The sequence below is a fragment of the Streptomyces lanatus genome (assembly GCF_014655715.1).
GTDB classification, from domain to species: domain Bacteria; phylum Actinomycetota; class Actinomycetes; order Streptomycetales; family Streptomycetaceae; genus Streptomyces; species Streptomyces lanatus.
In genome coordinates, this window is record NZ_BNBM01000013.1 from 49,276 (window position 1) to 65,358 (window position 16,083).

13 protein-coding genes and 1 pseudogene are annotated in these 16,083 nt (G+C 71.7%); 6 read left to right on the forward strand and 8 right to left on the reverse strand.

What is annotated here, in order from left to right; translation table 11 throughout:
* Window positions 1-7: 7 nt before the first annotated feature.
* The 6 genes and pseudogenes from IE325_RS29595 to IE325_RS29620 form a co-directional block, all read right to left on the reverse strand.
* Window positions 8-1,348 carry an ABC transporter substrate-binding protein gene (locus IE325_RS29595; protein ID WP_190073154.1) on the reverse strand — a complete coding sequence of 447 codons (1,341 nt, stop codon included), beginning with the start codon at window positions 1,346-1,348 and terminating at the stop codon, window positions 8-10.
* Between the two features lie 48 nt (window positions 1,349-1,396).
* Window positions 1,397-2,377, reverse strand: a complete 981-nt coding sequence (locus tag IE325_RS29600; RefSeq protein WP_229912102.1) for a LacI family DNA-binding transcriptional regulator — start codon at window positions 2,375-2,377, stop codon at window positions 1,397-1,399.
* A gap of 158 nt (window positions 2,378-2,535) precedes the next feature.
* Window positions 2,536-3,396: a fructosamine kinase family protein gene (locus tag IE325_RS29605; RefSeq protein ID WP_229912103.1), complete on the reverse strand. Its 861-nt coding sequence runs from the start codon at window positions 3,394-3,396 to the stop codon at window positions 2,536-2,538.
* 19 nt (window positions 3,397-3,415) lie between these two features.
* The gene (locus tag IE325_RS29610; protein WP_190073155.1) at window positions 3,416-3,871 is read right to left on the reverse strand and encodes a (2Fe-2S)-binding protein; all 456 of its coding nucleotides are present in this window, start codon (window positions 3,869-3,871) and stop codon (window positions 3,416-3,418) included.
* Window positions 3,872-3,911: 40 nt separating this feature from the next.
* Window positions 3,912-6,005 carry a xanthine dehydrogenase family protein molybdopterin-binding subunit gene (locus IE325_RS29615; protein WP_190073347.1) on the reverse strand — a complete coding sequence of 698 codons (2,094 nt, stop codon included), beginning with the start codon at window positions 6,003-6,005 and terminating at the stop codon, window positions 3,912-3,914.
* A 147-nt stretch (window positions 6,006-6,152) separates the two neighbouring features.
* A pseudogene (locus IE325_RS29620) lies at window positions 6,153-7,320 on the reverse strand (FAD-dependent oxidoreductase).
* 242 nt (window positions 7,321-7,562) lie between these two features.
* Here IE325_RS29620 and IE325_RS29625 point away from each other — a divergent pair.
* Window positions 7,563-8,150, forward strand: a complete 588-nt coding sequence (locus IE325_RS29625; protein WP_190073156.1) for an AMIN-like domain-containing (lipo)protein — start codon at window positions 7,563-7,565, stop codon at window positions 8,148-8,150.
* Between the two features lie 9 nt (window positions 8,151-8,159).
* Here IE325_RS29625 and IE325_RS29630 read toward each other — a convergent pair whose 3' ends face one another.
* Window positions 8,160-9,869, reverse strand: a complete 1,710-nt coding sequence (locus tag IE325_RS29630) for a helix-turn-helix domain-containing protein (RefSeq protein WP_190073157.1) — start codon at window positions 9,867-9,869, stop codon at window positions 8,160-8,162.
* A gap of 152 nt (window positions 9,870-10,021) precedes the next feature.
* Between IE325_RS29630 and IE325_RS29635 the strand changes: the two genes are divergently transcribed.
* The 5 genes from IE325_RS29635 to IE325_RS29655 all read left to right on the forward strand — a co-directional run bounded on the left by IE325_RS29635 (window position 10,022) and on the right by IE325_RS29655 (window position 15,145).
* Window positions 10,022-11,758: an FAD-dependent oxidoreductase gene (locus IE325_RS29635; protein ID WP_190073158.1), complete on the forward strand. Its 1,737-nt coding sequence runs from the start codon at window positions 10,022-10,024 to the stop codon at window positions 11,756-11,758.
* A gap of 25 nt (window positions 11,759-11,783) precedes the next feature.
* On the forward strand, window positions 11,784-12,641 hold the full coding sequence (locus IE325_RS29640) for an intradiol ring-cleavage dioxygenase (protein ID WP_190073159.1): 858 nt from the start codon (window positions 11,784-11,786) through the stop codon (window positions 12,639-12,641).
* Window positions 12,638-13,723: a maleylacetate reductase gene (locus IE325_RS29645; protein WP_190073160.1), complete on the forward strand. Its 1,086-nt coding sequence runs from the start codon at window positions 12,638-12,640 to the stop codon at window positions 13,721-13,723. The genes IE325_RS29640 and IE325_RS29645 overlap by 4 nt, the downstream gene beginning before the upstream one ends.
* A gap of 48 nt (window positions 13,724-13,771) precedes the next feature.
* Window positions 13,772-14,674, forward strand: coding sequence for a YceI family protein (locus tag IE325_RS29650; protein ID WP_190073348.1), 903 nt, complete (start codon window positions 13,772-13,774; stop codon window positions 14,672-14,674).
* A gap of 87 nt (window positions 14,675-14,761) precedes the next feature.
* Window positions 14,762-15,145 (forward strand): luciferase domain-containing protein, encoded by a 384-nt coding sequence (locus IE325_RS29655; RefSeq protein ID WP_190073161.1) that lies wholly within the window; start codon window positions 14,762-14,764, stop codon window positions 15,143-15,145.
* A 4-nt stretch (window positions 15,146-15,149) separates the two neighbouring features.
* On the opposite strand, the gene ppk2 is transcribed toward IE325_RS29655, so the two are convergent.
* Window positions 15,150-16,037 (reverse strand): polyphosphate kinase 2, encoded by an 888-nt coding sequence (gene ppk2, locus IE325_RS29660; RefSeq protein ID WP_190073162.1) that lies wholly within the window; start codon window positions 16,035-16,037, stop codon window positions 15,150-15,152.
* Between the last annotated feature and the right edge of the window lie 46 nt (window positions 16,038-16,083).

A 16,083-nucleotide genomic window follows, 5' to 3' on the forward strand; every position in this document is an offset into this window, starting at 1 on the left:
GCGCCTCCTAACGGCCGGCCTGGTCGCGGAAGTCCGCCGCGGTCTGTTTCAGGGCCTGACGTGGGCTCAGATCGCCGTGGTAGGCGCGCAGGAGGTTGCCCGCGAGCACGTCGTAGAGGATCGACTGGTCGGGGCTCTGGTGGAACGGGGGGACCTGGGGCAGCAGTTCGCGGTAGAGGGGGAAGAGGCGCTGGCCGCCGCAGAAGTCGTCCCGGGCGGCGCTCAGGCGCGGGTCGTCGTAGACCGAGCGGCGGGTGGGGAGGTAGCCGGTCTCGGTGAAGCGGCGGACCTGGCCCTCGTGGGTGAGCCAGGTCTTGAACAGGAAGTCCCTCGCCGCCCGGGTGTTGGCCTTGTCCTTGATGACGCCGAACCCGGTGCCGCCCGCGGCGGCCGTGACCGCGCCGCCGCCCTCGAAGCGGGGCAGGGCCTTGACCCGCCATCTCCCGTTCTGCTCGGGCACGTTGGGCATCAGGCCGTAGTTCTTGTACCAGATGGCCATGGGGAGCCCGATGACCCTGCCCTGTTTCAGGGCGGTCTGCATGGCGGCGCCGTAGTAGTCGGAGATGTCGATGACGAAGCCGGTGCGCAGTCCGTCGCACAGGAAGCGCAGGACCTCCTCGGCCTCCGGCGAGTCGAGGACGAGGTTCTGGTCGGCGTCGAAGAAGGCGCCGCCGCGCTGGTAGAGCAGCATCTGGAAGGACTGCACGACCTGGCCCGCGTCGCTGCCGACCGTGGAGACGACGCACATCGACGCGCCGTGGTCGCGGTGGACGCGGGCGCCGACTTCGGCGAACTCCTCCCAAGTCGCCGTGTTCTTGGGCATGTTGTAGCGGTCGAAGAGGTCGTCCCGGTAGAAGTAGACGACCATCGGGGTGTCCGAGTCGAAGGCGTAGACCCGGCCGTCCTTGCTGAAGGGGGCCGTGCGGGCGGGCAGCAGGTCGTCTTTCAAGCCCGGTACGGCGGCTATGTCGTCGGTGAGGTCGTACAGCAGGCGTTCGGCTATGTCGCCGCGCAGCATGCGCGGGAAGCTGCCGATCTCGAAGCCGATGAGGTCGGGGGTGCCGCGTCCGGCGACGGCCTGGGCTAGGAGCTTGGTGACCACGTCGGGGGCTCCGGCGCGGGTGACCTTCAGGTGGTAACGGAAGTCGGTGAGCCGGTCGGCCTCGGGGATGCCCTTCTCGAAGAAGGCTTCGTAGCCCGGGTCGTGGGTCCACAGGGCGAGGGTGACGTCTCCGGAGGTCAGGGCGGTGGTGCTGTCTGCTCCGCAGGCGGTGAGGGCGGCGGCCGTGCTCAGGCCGAGGGCGCCGCGCAGGAGGGTGCGGCGGGTCGGGTGGGGTGGTGGGTACACACGTGACTCCTCACGTGGTGCGGGTATGGGGTGTGCGTGTGCTCGGGTTCAGCCGCGCATGGGTCCGGTGGAGGCCCGTACGGTCAACTCGACGGCCGGTTCAGGGTGTTCGGCCGGGGCGGGGCGGCCCTCGATCAGGGCGATCAGATGGTCGACGGCGCGGTCGGCGACGGCGGTGAAGTTCTGTCTGACGGTGGTCAGGGGCGGGGAGAGATAGGCGGCGGCCGGGATGTCGTCGTACCCGACGAGGCTGATGTCGCCCGGCACGTCACGGCCCGCCTCCGCGAAGGCGTGCAGTGCGCCGATCGCCATGTCGTCGTTGGCGGCGAACACGGCGGTGACGTCGTCGAGTTCGGCCAGCTGTCGGCCGGCGGCGTATCCGGCGGCCGGGGTCCAGTCGCCCTCCAGGGCGAGGGGCGGTTCGGGGGCTCCGGCGGCGGCGAGGGCCTCGCGCCAGCCTCGGAGGCGGTCGCGGGCGGCCCACCAGTTCTGGGGACCGGGGATGTGGTGGACGGTGCGGTGGCCGAGGGTGAGCAAATGCTCGGTGGCGATACGGGCGGCGGCGACCCCGTCGGCGTCGACCACCACGCCCACGCCCTCGCCGAGACTGATCACCGGGACGTCCGCGCCGAGCCGGAGCGGTGCGCCGTCGTCGATGGGCTCGGACAGCACGATCCCGTCGACGCCCTGCTCCAGCAGCGCCTCTACGGCGACGGAGACTTGCTGCCCTTCCAATGTGCTGGCCAGGGCGAAGGAGTACCCCGCGCGCTGCATCGCCCTCTCCAGGGCGATGAGCAGGGTCGACGGGCCGTACAAGGCGGTGCCGAGGGAGACGACGCCGATGCGCCGGTAGCGGCCCAGGAGCAGGGCGCGTGCCGCGTTGTTCGGGCGGTAGTCCAGCTCCCGTATGGCCCGGAGCACGCGGTCGCGGACGTCCGGGCTGACGTGCGGTTCGCCGTTGACGACCCGCGACACGGTCTTCTGGGAGACACCGGCGGCGCGGGCGACCTCGGTCATCGTCGTCGCCATGGAAGGGCTCCCGGGGTGGTCGGGGTCGGCGTTGACTACGTAGTCAAATGCGGGAGTGGCTGTGCCGGGGCCGCGTTGACTACGTAGTCACGCCAGTGTGGGGAGCGGTGGGAGCGCAGTCAATGGTCTGTACGCCGGCAACAGTGATCCGGCGGCGGTCAGATCCTCAGGGCCGACTCGGCGGCGGCCAGGGCCTGTTCCGCGTAGCCCCGGCCGAAGAGCACGGCGTGCACCAGGAGCGGGAAGAGCTGATGGAGGCCGATCCGGTCGGGCCGGCCGGCGGCGAGGGGCGCGACCTCCTGGTAGCCGTCCAGGACACGGTCCAGGTGGGGGCAGCCGAAGAGGTGCAGCATGGCGAGGTCGGTCTCGCGGTGCCCGCCGTGCGCGGCAGGGTCGATCAGCCAGGTGTGCCCATCGGCGCCCCAGAGGACGTTGCCGTTCCAGAGGTCACCGTGCAGCCGGGCGGGCGGCTCGGCGGGCCCTGCCAGTTCGGGGAGCCGCTCGCAGACCCGCTCGATGACGGGAGCCTCCGTCCTGCGGACCGTGCCCTGGTCGACCGCGCTGCGCAGATACGGCAGCACCCGGTGCTCGGCGTACCAGCGGGGCCAGTCGGACCCGGTGACATTGCGCATCGGGGCGAGCCCGATATAGGCGTCCTCGGGGCCGCCGGGCGGTGGGGCGCCGAACGCACGCGCCCCGGACGCATGGAGGGCGGCCAGCTCCCGACCGAACCGCTCCGCCGCCCCGGCGCTGGGCGTTCCGGTCGCCACCCGGTCGGTGACCAGCCACCGCGCGTCCCGGCCGTGCACGGTCGGGATACGCACCGTGCCGGCTTCGGCCAGCCACCGCAGCCCCGCCGCCTCGGCCCACGCGGCCCTCTCGCCATCCCCCCGCTTGACCATCACCGTCCGGCCGTCGCCGAGGGTGACTTCGGCGAGCGTCCCGGAGAGGCGACGCTCGCCGCTCACGGGACGCCCGGTGAAGCGCGCCGCCACGGCAGCCGGGGTCTCGTTCTGCACGGGCCTCAGCGTACGGCCCTCAGCTGTTGGCGGCCGCCTTCTTGATCGCCTCTCGGATACGGGCGTACGTCCCGCAGCGGCAGACGTTCTCGATGCCGTCGATGTCGGCGTCCGTCGGACGGGGCGTCTTCTTCAGCAAGGCGGCGGTCGCCATGATCTGGCCCGGCTGGCAGAAGCCGCACTGGGCGACGTCGCAGTCGAGCCAGGCCTGTTGGACGGGGTGGAGGCGGTCGCCGTCGGCCAGGCCCTCGATGGTGGTGACCTCGCGGTCGGCGCAGTCGGCGACCGGGACGACACAGGGCTGGATCTCGTCGCCGTCGAGGTGGCTGGTGCAGGCGCGGCAGGCGCCCACGCCACAGCCGTACTTGGGGCCGGTGACGTGCAGAAGGTCGCGCAGGACCCAGAGCAGCGGCATGTCGGCGGGGGCCTCGACGGTGACCCGCTTCCCGTTGAGGGTGAAGGTGTAGGAGGGCATGGGGGCCTTCTCTTCGGGGGACACGGAAGTTTTGGGTGGGTCAGAAGTTCAAGGGGAAGCGGCGCGGCTTTCTGCCGGTCGCGCGGGCGTAGGCGTTGGCGACGGCTCCGGACGCGGCCGGGACGCCGAGTTCGCCGGCGCCTCCGGGGTCGCGCCGTGAGGGCATGATGTGTGCCTCGAAGTGGAGCGGGGAGTGCCGGCCGCGGGCGTAGTGGAAGTCGGCGAAGCTGCTCTCGCGGACGGCGCCCTTGTCGATGTGCAGGCCGGCGAGCAGCACGGTGGAGATGCCGTCGACGGCCGTGCCCATGAGCTGGGCCTGAAGTCCGCGCGGATTGACGGCCGTTCCGACGTCGGCCGCCATCACCACCTTGGTCACCCGGGGGTTCTTCGGATCGACGGCGTCGATCTCGACCAGACAGGCCACGCAGGAGCCGTACTCCTCGTGCACCGCGACGCCCTGCCCATGGCCCCGTGGCATGGTCCGGCCCCATTTCCCGGCGGTCGCGACCTTGTCCAGTACGGCCTTGACGGTCTTGCTCCGCAAGGTCGTACGGCGGAAGGCGACCGGGTCCTTGCCGAGGCTGCGGGCGATCTCGTCGACGACGATCTCCTCGGCGGTGCGCACCGTGCCGGAGTCCACCGAGCGCCAGGCGCCGAGGGGGACCGCGAGGTCGATCGAGCCCGAATCGCCGGAGAGGCGGCCGAAGTTGTACAGGCCGCTGTCACTGGGAAGCGGGGCCGCGGCGGGGGCGCGCGAGCCGCCCTGGGCGGACAGGCCGCGTTCGCCGGAGGACTCGCTGACCTGGGCCGTGGCGTGGGCGAAGGCCACCACCCGCCCCCGGGCGTGACTGGCCCGGATGTGGTGGTGGGAGGCCGGGCGCATTCTGCCGTGCCGGATGTCGTCGGACCGGCTCCACATCAGCTTCACCGGCCGGCGCGCCTTCTTGGAGATCACGGCCGCCTCGATCGCGGCGTCGTGGTTGAGACGCCGCCCGAACGAGCCGCCGCCCCGGAGCACATGGACCCGCACCTTCGCCGCCGGCACCCCGATCAGCGAGGCGATCTCCTCCCGCGCCGACTGCGGGGTCTGCGAGGAGAACCAGATCTCGGCCCGCCCGTCGCGTACGTCCGCCACCGCGGTGAGAACCTCCATCGGAGCGTGGCTGACGAAGGCGAACTCGAACTCGGCCTCGGTCTGCGCCGATCCGCGCGGCGGGGTGCCCAGTTTCGGCACCGCGGCGCGCAGCCGGGAGCGGATCTGTGCGTCGGAGAGGTTGGCGAGCGGTCCCGGGGCCCACTTCACGCGTAGGGCGTCACGGGCCTGGAAGGCATGGTGGAAGGTCTCCGCCACGACGGCCACTCCCCCGTCGAACCGTACGACGGCGTGCACCCCGGGCATCGCGCGGGCGGCGGCGTCGTCGACCGAGACGATCTTGCCACCGAGCGTCGGCGGCCGGGCCACCACCGTCGGCTTGGCTCCGGCCGCCGTGAGGTCACCGGTGTACTTGGCCTTGCCGGTGATGATGTCGCGGGCGTCGATACGGGTCGTGGGCCGGCCGATCACCCGGTGCTTGGACGCCGGTTTGGGCGTGCTCGGCACGGCGGGCCTGGTGATCGGGGCGGCGCTTCGGGTCAGGGATCCGAAGGTGGCCGAGCGGCCGTCCGGTCCGTAGACCCGGGTGCCCCGGGTGCGCAGGGTCCGCGCCGGGACGCGCCAGCGGCGGGCGGCGGCGGTCACGAGCTTGGCGCGGGCGGTGGCCGCCAGTTGGCGGGCCGGGCCGTACAGCGAACTGACCGAGCTGGAACCGCCGGTGAACTGGTTTCCCTTGCTGCGGGCGTCCGCGAGCGGGATGTCGACGTCGACGAGCCGGGCGTCGAGTTCCTCGGCGATCATCATCGCGACGGCGGTGGTGACACCCTGGCCGACCTCGACACGCGGCAGCCGTACGACGACCTTGTTGGCCGGGGTGACCTCCAGGACCAGCATTTCGGCGTCGGTGCCGGTGACCAGGACGTCGGACGGGCCGCGCTCGCCGTCCGGGCCGGCGGCCTTCTCGGCGCCCTCGGCGGTGGCGGCGTCGCAGCCGAGCGGTGCCGCGACGGTCAGGGTGGTCGCCGCGAGCGAGTAGACCACGAACTGTCGACGGGACAGCCGGGACGGGCCGGACGGGCGGGACAACTGGCGGGCCAACGCGCGCTCCTCTCCGCGAACCTGAGATGGTTCGACCTCTATGAGGGGCCTGTGCACGGCGGGGTTGCACTGGTTGGCCGCTGCATCGACTTATGTCGTGGGCCGCCAGAGGTCGCTGTCCCACTCCAACTGCCGTATGAGGTCGTCATCGCCGGGCCGGTTCGGGGCGGAGCCCCGGGGGCCGGGCCCCGACGGGGTGTGGGTGCCTCGGGAGATATTTGCCGCTGACGGTGATGTTCTGCTCCACGCGGGGGCGGCGCAGGGTTTCGTAGAGGGTCAGCGCGGCGTCCGTGTCCGGTGCGTCCCGCAGGGACTTGGCGAGGACGACGGCGTCCTCCAGGGCCATCGACGCGCCCTGTCCGGTGGCGGGGGACGCCGCGTGGGCCGCGTCGCCGATGAGCAGGGTGCGGCCGGAGCGCCAGGGGGTGCCGGTGGGCAGTTCGGTGGCGTTGGTGACCATGAGGTCGTCGGTGGTGGCGGCGACGAGGTCGGCGGCCGGGGTGGTGTCCTTGCGGAGCCGGGGCAGCAGCATCTCGCGCAGGCGGGCCGGGGTGCCCTGCTCGATGTCGGCCGCGGTCAACGGCTCGTCGGAGACTCGGGCGAACCAGTGGGCCTCCCCCTCGGGCGACACCGCGTACCCGAACGCGGCCGAGCTGCCGCGCACCATGGTGATGGTCCCGGCCGTGGCCGTGTCGGGCGCTTCGCGCGTATAGCCGTAGAAGACGAACTGTCCCGCGTAGACGGGCCGCACATCCGGGGCGGTGAGCCGGCGGACGGTGGAGCTCAGGCCGTCGGCGCCGATGAGCAGATCGGCGGTGGCCGTGGTGCCGTCGGCGAAGTGGGCGGTGACGCCGTCGGGACCATCGTCGACGGAGACGAGGCGCATGCTGTGCCGGATGCCGATGCCCCGGCGGGTGACCTCGGTCTGCAGGGCGGAGTTGAGGTCGCCGCGGCGCACGCAGCGGTACCTCAGGTGCGGTGTACCGGCCTCGCCGAGCGGTACTTGGGCCACTTCGGCGCCGGTGTCGTCCAGGACGCGCATCGACGTCAGCGGGAAGCCGATCGAGGTGACCGCCGCCGAGGCGTCCAGCTCCGCCAGGGCCCGCATGCCGTTGCTCGCGAGGGTGAGGAAGGCGCCGATGTCCTCGGCGGAGTCGGGATGCGCCTCGTACACGGCGACATCGCATCCGGCCTTGTCCAGCGCCAGCGCCGCACCTGTGCCGGCGATTCCGCCCCCTACGATCAGTACCCGCGTCACATCGCCCCCTGGAAAAAACCTTCGACGAAAAACCTTCGACCGACAAGCCTTCGACCGACAAGTCTTCGGCGCACTCGCTGATCATCGCCGTCCCTCGTAGAACGTCCCAGGTCCGGTGCGGGTTCCCGAACGAGCCGCCGATCGCCGCGAAGTCCGGACGACCCAGCTCCGCAACCGTGCAACCATTGGGTCAAGACGGTTGTCTCCCCTAATATCAGGCACATCACCTCCCGGGGGACGCAATGGTACGAAACAGAACTGCTTGGGCGACGGCAGCCGCACTCATGGTCGCCACGCTGGGTGTGGCGGCGGTCCCGGCCTCAGCCACCTCCGCCACCACCGCCACTCCTGCCACGGCCTGCCCCACCGGCTGGGGCAGCGGCGCCGAGACCCGGTCCGCCGCCACGACGGAGTCGGTGACGAACATCAGGACCGGCCGGCACGCCTGCTTCGACCGCATGGTCGTCGACGTCCCCGGCGCGGGCACCCGTGAACTCGGCTATTCCGTCCGGTATGTCAGCCGACTCCACCAGGACGGCTCGGGCCGCCCGATCGCCGTCGGCGGCGGCGCCGTCATCGAGGTGCGGGTGGCCGCGCCCGCGTACGACCCCGCCACCGGGAAGCCCACGTATCCCGCGAAGGCCGGTCAGCGTCTGACGGGCGTGAATCTCACGGGCTACCGGACGTTCCGGGACGCGCGGTTCGTCGGCAGCTTCGAGGGGGACACGCAGATCGGGCTCGGGGTGCGGGCGCGGCTGCCGTTCCGGGTGTGGGTGGCCACCGATCGCGTCGTCGTCGATGTCGCGCACAACTGGACCGGGGCCCGCTGAGCGTCTTGTTCAGGTTCCCTGGAGCCCCTGATACTCCCGGAGTTTGCGGTACAGAGTGGCCCGCCCGATCCCCAGCGCCGCCGCGGCACGCGTCTTGTTGCCGCCGTGGCGGCGCAACGCCTCCAGGATCGCGGACCGTTCGGCGACTTCCATGGGGCTGAGGGCGCGGCCGGCGGGTCCTTCACGGACGGGATCGGGCAGTTCGCCGCGCCGCACCGGGCCGAAGACCCGGCGCTGACCGGCCAACGCCCGTACGAGGTGGGCGAGTTCCGTCACGTTCCCGGGCCAGGGATGCTGCTCCAGCGCCCGCAGCGCGTCCAAGGTCCAGGTCAGCGGTGGGCCGCCCGGGGCGGGCCTGGGAGTGAGGGCGGGGAGCAACTCCCGGATGTCCTCCGGGCGTTCCCGGAGTGCGGGCAGGGTCACCGAGCGGGCGGCGAGGGTGTCGAGGAGGCGTTGGAGACAGGGGCCCGGTGCGGTTCCCGGGGTGTGGGTGGCGACCAGGCGGGCCTCCGGGCGTTCCTCCAGGAGGGAGTTGAGGGCGGCGACATCCGGCTGGGAGAGGCGTTCGGCATGACGCAGGAGCACAGGGCGGCCGTCGTCCCAAGCCTTGTCCCTTAGGCCGAGTTCGGGTGACTCGGCGGCGTCCACGATCAACGGGGCGTCGAGCAGCTCAAGGGCGAGAGCGGTCTTGCCCGTGCCCCGCTCGCCGGTGAGCAGTACGGGACCCGCCGTACAGAACAGCTCCGTCGCCCGCGCGACCGCGTGCCGCCAAGGCACCGAGCCGCCTGCCAGCGCACCTGTCGAGCTCGGTGGAGTCGCCGCCACCACAGGACGCGCTTCGAGTACGGCAACCAGGCCGAGGGCGCGGCCCTCGTGCCGTACCGGAGTGACCTCGGCGGTGCACCCGGCGTCCTCCGGAAGCCGCACGTCGTACGACTCGCCGCTCCCCCTCCCCCAGGCCCGCGCGGCGCGCTCCAGCGACTCCAGGACCTGCGGCGAGGCGAGTCGTGCCGCGGCCTCGCTGATCAGGCGGTTACGGCCGTCCAGGGCGACGACGGCCCGTTCGCGTCCCCGCGCGGCACGCTCGTAGGCATCGAGCAGCGTCCGATGCGCGGTACGCGCGCGTGCCCGCAGTTCCGCTTCCACCGCCGCCGCGGCCGCCTCGGCGAGGGCGGCGCCGGGATGTGGCCGGCAGCCCGTGCGCAGGGCGGTGGCGAGCGTCACCGTGCCGAGCGGCTGTCCCGTCTCCGGGGAGAGCAGGGGGACGCTGACCGCGGAGACGTCCTGCCATACGTCGAGAAAGTGCTCGGGGCCGTGCACCTCGGCGCGGCGCCGGGTGCGCAGGGCGAGGGCGGCGCTGTTGTGGCCGACCTCCCGTTCGGACAGGTCGCGGCAGGTGTCGTCGCCGGGCGCGCTGCCGGTGGACCACAGCACCCTCAGCCGCTCGTCGGTCAGCACGAGCGCCGAGCGTCCGGCGTCGAGGGCAGGGACGATCCGGGTGAGCACGGGGCGTGCGGCGTCCAGCAGAGGCGAGTCGGCGGGGTGGGCCGAGTCCCGTACCGGGCCGTCGAGATCGGGCCGTACGCCGAAGAAGCGGGCGCGTCGCCAGGCGGCGACCACGTCCTCGGGCACGCCGTCCGGAAGGGGGCGCCCCGTCAGGAACCTTTCGCGGGCCTGGCGCAGGGGGGCGAGGGCAAGGGGATGTTCCGCGGTGGTCATGGCGTCCCTCACCGTATCCGGGGCCTCACACAGAGGGCGACGCCGGGTTGCTGTCTCGTATTGAGACACCCACAACCGTCCGCACCGCTCCATGATCTTGAAAGTCGGGGTCTGTTCCCATCTCCCGTCTCATCAAAATGGAGCATTAAGTCGTGCACACCGTCGAGACCGATGTACTGATCGTGGGCAGCGGCCCCGCGGGCGCGTCGGCCGCGCTCGCCCTGAGCACCTACGGCGTGCGCAACATGGTCGTCACCCGGTACGCCCGCCTCGCCGACACGCCCCGCGCGCACATCACCAACCAGCGCACCATGGAGGTGCTGCGCGATCTGGGCGTCGAGCAGGACGTGATCGCCAAGGCCACGCCCCAGCAGCTGATGGGCGACACGACCTTCTGCACCAGCCTGGCCGGTGAGGAGCTCGGCCGGGTGCGCTCCTGGGGCAACGACCCGCTGGTGCAGGCCGCGCACGAGCTGGCCAGCCCGACCCGCATGTGCGACATGCCGCAGCACCTCATGGAGCCCGTGCTGGTGGACGCGGCGATCGCGCGCGGCACCGACTTCCGGTACAGCACGGTCTACAAGTCCTTCGTCCAGGACGAGCACGGCGTCACGGTCACCGTCGAGGACCGGCTGCGCGGCGACGAGTACACCATCCGCGCCCGGTATCTGATCGGCGCCGACGGCGGCCGTTCCCAGGTCGCCGAGGACGCCGGGCTGCCCATGGGCGGCCAGATGGGCGTGGCGGGCAGCATCAACATCGTCTTCGACGCGGACCTGAGCAAATACACCGCGCACCGGCCCTCCACCCTCTACTGGGTGCTCGCGCCCGGGGCCACCGTCGGCGGGATCGGCGCGGGCCTGGTGCGCTGTGTGCGGCCCTGGAACGAGTGGCTGATCGTGTGGGGCTACGACGTGACGGCGGGCGCCCCCGACCTCACGGAGGAATACGCCCTGTCCGTCGTACGGCAGTTGGTCGGCGACGACGAGATACCGGTGACCATCAAGTCGTCGTCGGCGTGGACGGTCAACGAGATGTACGCCGAGACCTATGCCAACGGCCGGGTCTTCTGCGCGGGTGACGCCGTGCACCGGCACCCGCCGTCCAACGGGCTCGGCTCGAACACCTCCGTCCAGGACTCCTACAACCTGGCCTGGAAGCTGAAGCTCGTCCTCGACGGTGTCGCCTCGCCGACGCTGCTCGACACCTACACCGCCGAGCGCGCGCCGGTCGGCCGGCAGATCGTGACCCGCGCCAACCAGTCGATCGCCGAGACCGCACCGATCTTCGAGGCACTCGACGGGCTGTCCCCGCAGACTCCCGAGCAGCTGTGGGCCAACATCGCCGCCCGCAAGGACGCCACCGAGGCCGCCGCCAAGCAGCGGGCGGCGCTGCGTGAGGCGATCGCCTTCAAGGTGTACGAGTTCAACGCGCACGGCGTCGACCTCAACCAGCGCTACACCTCCTCGGCGGTCGTGCCCGACGGCACCCCCGACCCCGGCTTCCCCCGCGACCCCGAGCTGCACCATCAGCCCAGTTCCCGCCCCGGAGCCAAGCTCCCGCACGCCTGGCTCACCTCCGGCACCCGCACCCTGTCCACGCTCGACACCGTCGGCAAGGGCCGCTTCACGCTGCTCACCGGCATCGGGGGCGAGGCATGGCTGCGGGCCGCCGAGGCGCAGCCCCTCGACATCGCGACGGTCGTCGTCGGACCGGGCCAGGAGTACGAGGACCCTTACGGCGACTGGGTGGCCGTGAGCGGGATCTCCGACGCGGGTGCCCTCCTCGTACGCCCCGACGGGTATGTGGCGTTCCGGTACGCCGACGCGGCCGAGGACGCCGATCGGTTGCTCACGGACGCGCTGCGGCGGATCCTCGGGCACGGTTGAGTCGTAGGTCCAGGAAGGAGCCGACATGGGTGACGAACCGGCGGTCACCGACGAGGTCGTCGCCAGTCTGCGGGACACCGGCGATCCACGGCTGCGCGAGCTGCTGACCGGGCTGGTGCGGCATCTGCACGCCTTCGCCCGGGAGACGCGGCTGACGCAGGAGGAGTGGGAGCGGGCGATCGGGTTCCTGACGGCGACCGGGCAGGCCTGCACGGACACCCGGCAGGAGTTCATCCTGCTGTCGGACGTGCTCGGCCTGTCGATGCTGGTGGAGACGATCAACGAGAGCCAGGGGCCCGGCGCCACCGAGTCGACGGTCCTGGGCCCGTTCCACATGACCGAGTCGCCGGTGCGTGCGCTCGGCGCGAACATCGACCTGGTGGGCGGCGGCGAGCCGTGCGTGGTGAGCGGGCGGGTGCTGTCCCGGGACGGCACACCGCTGCCGGGCGCGGTCGTGGACGTGTGGCAGGCCGACAGCAACGGCTTCTACGACGTGCAGCAGCCGGACGTACAGCCCGCGGGCAACGGGCGTGGGCTGTTCACCGCGGACGACGAGGGGCGGTTCTGGTTCCGGACGTGCGTGCCGAGCCCGTATCCGATCCCGACGGACGGGCCGGTCGGCGGTCTGCTGCGGGCCACCGCACGGCATCCGTACCGGCCCGCGCACATCCACTTCATCGCCTCCGCCGAGGGGCACACGCCGGTGACCACACACATCTTCGTGGCCGGCAGCGACTACCTGGACTCGGACGCGGTGTTCGCCGTCAAGCCCGGACTCGTGACCGACTTCGCCCCCGTGGACGACCCTTCCGCGGCACGGGAGTACGACGTGGCGAACCCCTTCCGGTACGCCCGCTTCGACCTCGTACTGGAGAAGTCGTGACGGAAGACGCCCTCGACTTCTCCTACGAGAGCCGGCCCGTGCGGGTCGTCTTCCGGGCCGGTGCGGCGGTGTCGGCGACGCCCGGTGAGGTGGAGCGGCTCGGGCTGCGGCGGGTCCTTGTGGTGTGCGGGGAGCGGGGAGCCGACACCGCGCGGGCGGTCGCCGACGCGCTCGGCCCGGTGTGTGTCGGAGTGCACGACCGGGCCCGGATGCATGTGCCCGTCGAGGTCGCCGACGTGGCCGTGCAGGCGGCTCGGGCGGCGGGTGCCGACGGGTGTGTGGCCGTGGGTGGCGGCTCGTCCATCGGGCTGGGCAAGGCGATCGCGCTGCGCACCGGGCTGCCGCTGATCGCGGTGCCCTCCACGTACTCCGGCTCGGAGATGACCCCGGTGTGGGGCCTGACCGAGCACGGCGTCAAACGCACCGGGCGCGATCCGAAGGTCCTGCCCAACAGTGTCGTCTACGACCCCGAACTCACCCTCTCCCTGCCCGTGCCCCTCTCGGTGACCAGCGGCATCAACGCGATCGCCCACGCCGTGGAGGCCCTGTACGCCCCCGACACCTCGCCCCTGATCGCGCTGATGGCCGAGGAGGGCGTACGGGCGATGGCTCAGGCGCTTCCGGCGGTGGCCGCGGAACCGGGGTCGACGGGGGCACGCGCGCGTGCCCTGTACGGGGCCTGGCTGTGCGGGTCCTGTCTGGGCGCCACCACGATGGGCCTGCACCACAAGCTGTGCCATGTCCTGGGCGGCACCTTCTCGTTGCCGCACGCCGAGACGCACACGGTGGTGCTGCCGTACGCCCTCGCCCACAACGCCTCCGCCGCCCCGGAGGCGGCCGCCGCCGTGGCCCGTGCGCTGGACGCGGCCGACGCGCCAACGGCCCTGTGGGAGCTTGCCGGGCGCCTCGGAGCGCCCCGTTCCCTCGCTGAACTGGGCCTCGCGGAGACCGACTTGGCGGTGGCCGCCGCGCAGACGGCAGGCCAGGCCTACGCCAACCCCCGCCCGGTCACGCTCGACGGCGTACTCGCCGTGCTGCGGGCGGCTTACGAGGGCGCGCCTCCGGCATCGGTCGCCGACTGAGCCACCCCTCTTTGAACTCCCCCCATGCCTGAAGGAAAGGTGATCAGCATGCCCCTCGGTCTGCTCAGGAGGCGGCGCTCCCGAGGAGCTCCGGGTGTCCCGTTGTCCGTGCCGGCCGGTGCGGGGGTCGTCGGCCGCGAGGTCGTCGATCCGTTCGGCCTGCCGATGCGCGGCGCCGACGTCACCGTGACCGCGCTGGACTCGCACGAGGTCGTGGCGTCCGGTACGACGGACCCGTACGGCCTCTTCTTCGCCGCCCTGCCCCCGGGCCGCTACAGCCTCATGGTCACCGCCGAGGGCCTGACCCCGCATCGCGAGCCGCTGGACGTCGTCGCCGGTCCGCCGCAGCCCGCCGTCCAGGTGCGGCTTGCGTCGGCCCGGCAGCTGGAGCTGCCCGCGCCCGGCACCTGGCTGTTCGACCCGCCGCACACGGCGATCCGGTTCATCGCCAAGCATGTCGGCATGGCCCATGTCCACGGCCGCTTCGAGCGGTTCACGGGCGGTATCCGGGTGGCGCCGGACATGGCGGAGTCGCAGGTGTCGGTGCGGATCGACGCGGCCAGCATCACGACGGGCAACAACACCCGGGACACCCATCTGCGTTCGGCGGACTTCCTGGACGTCGGGCGCTACCGGTACATCGACTTCGTCAGCACCCGCTTCGCCTACCGGGGCGGCGCGAAGTGGACGCTGCACGGCTCGCTCACCATGCACGGCGTCAGCCGCTCGGTGGAGCTGGACACCACCTATCTCGGGTCGGTCAACGGCGGCTACGGCGAGGAGCTGCGGTGCGCGGCGCTGGCCAAGGCGGAGCTGCACCGGGAGGACTTCACCCTGAACTGGCGCAGCATGCTGGCCCGTGGCATCGCGGTGGTCGGGCCGACGGTGCAGCTGGAGCTGGACGTGCAGGCGATGTACCGGACGCACGACACTCCGACGCCTCCCGACTAGGTCACGGTGGCTGAGAGGTACCTCACGCACCGGTTACGAATTGCTCAACCTCTGGTTGCGACGCGGTGATCGGGTGACCATGGGTGCATGACACTGGCCCAGCGCGCCATGGAACGACTGTCAGCCTGGCCCGATCTGACCTCGGGCCCGGCGGGTTGTGGCGCAGGGCGGGCACTGCGCTCCGTCCACAGCGAGATCGTGCACTTCCACTCCGACCGTGATGTGGATCTGCACCTGACGGTGGCGGCCATCGCGCGGTTCCACGACGATCTGCGGGACTCGACCGCGATCCACCTGGTCCCCGGCTCGGGCTGGGTGACGGTGCACCTGGACTGCGACACGGACGTCGACCTCCTGATGAGCCTGGTCAGCGCCGCGCTCAAGGCACATGGAAGCACGCCCTCCCCCGCCGGACGCCCGGCAGGGGACGAGTGCAACTTCCGTCGCGTCACGGTGCTGCCGAGGGGCTAGGAGGCTAGGACCCGGTGTCGTCCTCGCCCGCTTCAAGGAGGCCTGCGGCGGCGCCGATGATCCGGGGATCGGGGGCACCGACGACCTCCTCGTCCTTGTCGCCGTAGTCGAAGCGGGCGAGGACGCTGCGCATGGCCTCGACGCGGGCCCGCTTCTTGTCGTTGCTCTTCACCACGGTCCAGGGCGCGTGCTCGGTGTCGGTCTCACGGAACATCGCGACCTTGGCGGCGGTGTAGTCGTCCCAGCGGTCAAGGGAGGCCAGGTCCATGGGGCTGAGCTTCCACTGCCGTACGGGGTCGACCTGGCGGATGGTGAAGCGGGTGCGCTGCTCGCCCTGGGAAACCGAGAACCAGAACTTGATCAGGTCGACGCCGTCGTCCACCAGCATCCGCTCGAAGCCCGGGGCCTGCCGCATGAAGCGCCGGTACTCGTCGTCGGTGCAGAAGTCCATCACGCGCTCGACGCCGGCCCGGTTGTACCAGGACCGGTCGAACAGCACGATCTCGCCGGCGGTCGGCAGATGCTCGACGTACCGCTGGAAGTACCACTGGCCGCGTTCCCGCTCGGACGGCTTCTCCAGGGCGACCACCCGGGCGCCGCGCGGGTTCAGATGCTCGGTGAACCGCTTGATCGTGCCGCCCTTGCCGGCCGCGTCCCGCCCCTCGAAGACGATGACGAGCCGTCGGCCGGTCTCCTTGATCCAGCGCTGGAGTTTGAGCAGTTCGATCTGCTGGAGCCGCTTGTGCCACTCGTACTCCGGGCGCTCCATGCGCTGCTCGTACGGGTAGTTCTCACGCCAGGTGTCCACCGGACTTCCGTCCGGCCGGATCAGCACCGGGTCGTCCTGATCCGTGTAGTCGACGCGCAGCCCTGACAGCAGTTCGGTGTCCATACTTCCGCATGGAAGCGATTGCTTTCGTACGGGCGGCTAACCCCAG

Coding starts and splice junctions, on each gene's coding strand:
- IE325_RS29630 (WP_190073157.1), bottom strand. CDS start 9,869: ATGACCACCGCGGAACATCCCCTTGCCCTCGCCCCCCTGCGCCAGGCC.
- IE325_RS29655 (WP_190073161.1), top strand. CDS start 14,762: ATGACACTGGCCCAGCGCGCCATGGAACGACTGTCAGCCTGGCCCGAT.
- ppk2 (WP_190073162.1), bottom strand. CDS start 16,037: ATGGACACCGAACTGCTGTCAGGGCTGCGCGTCGACTACACGGATCAG.
- IE325_RS29600 (WP_229912102.1), bottom strand. CDS start 2,377: ATGGCGACGACGATGACCGAGGTCGCCCGCGCCGCCGGTGTCTCCCAG.
- IE325_RS29650 (WP_190073348.1), top strand. CDS start 13,772: ATGCCCCTCGGTCTGCTCAGGAGGCGGCGCTCCCGAGGAGCTCCGGGT.
- IE325_RS29640 (WP_190073159.1), top strand. CDS start 11,784: ATGGGTGACGAACCGGCGGTCACCGACGAGGTCGTCGCCAGTCTGCGG.
- IE325_RS29610 (WP_190073155.1), bottom strand. CDS start 3,871: ATGCCCTCCTACACCTTCACCCTCAACGGGAAGCGGGTCACCGTCGAG.
- IE325_RS29625 (WP_190073156.1), top strand. CDS start 7,563: ATGGTACGAAACAGAACTGCTTGGGCGACGGCAGCCGCACTCATGGTC.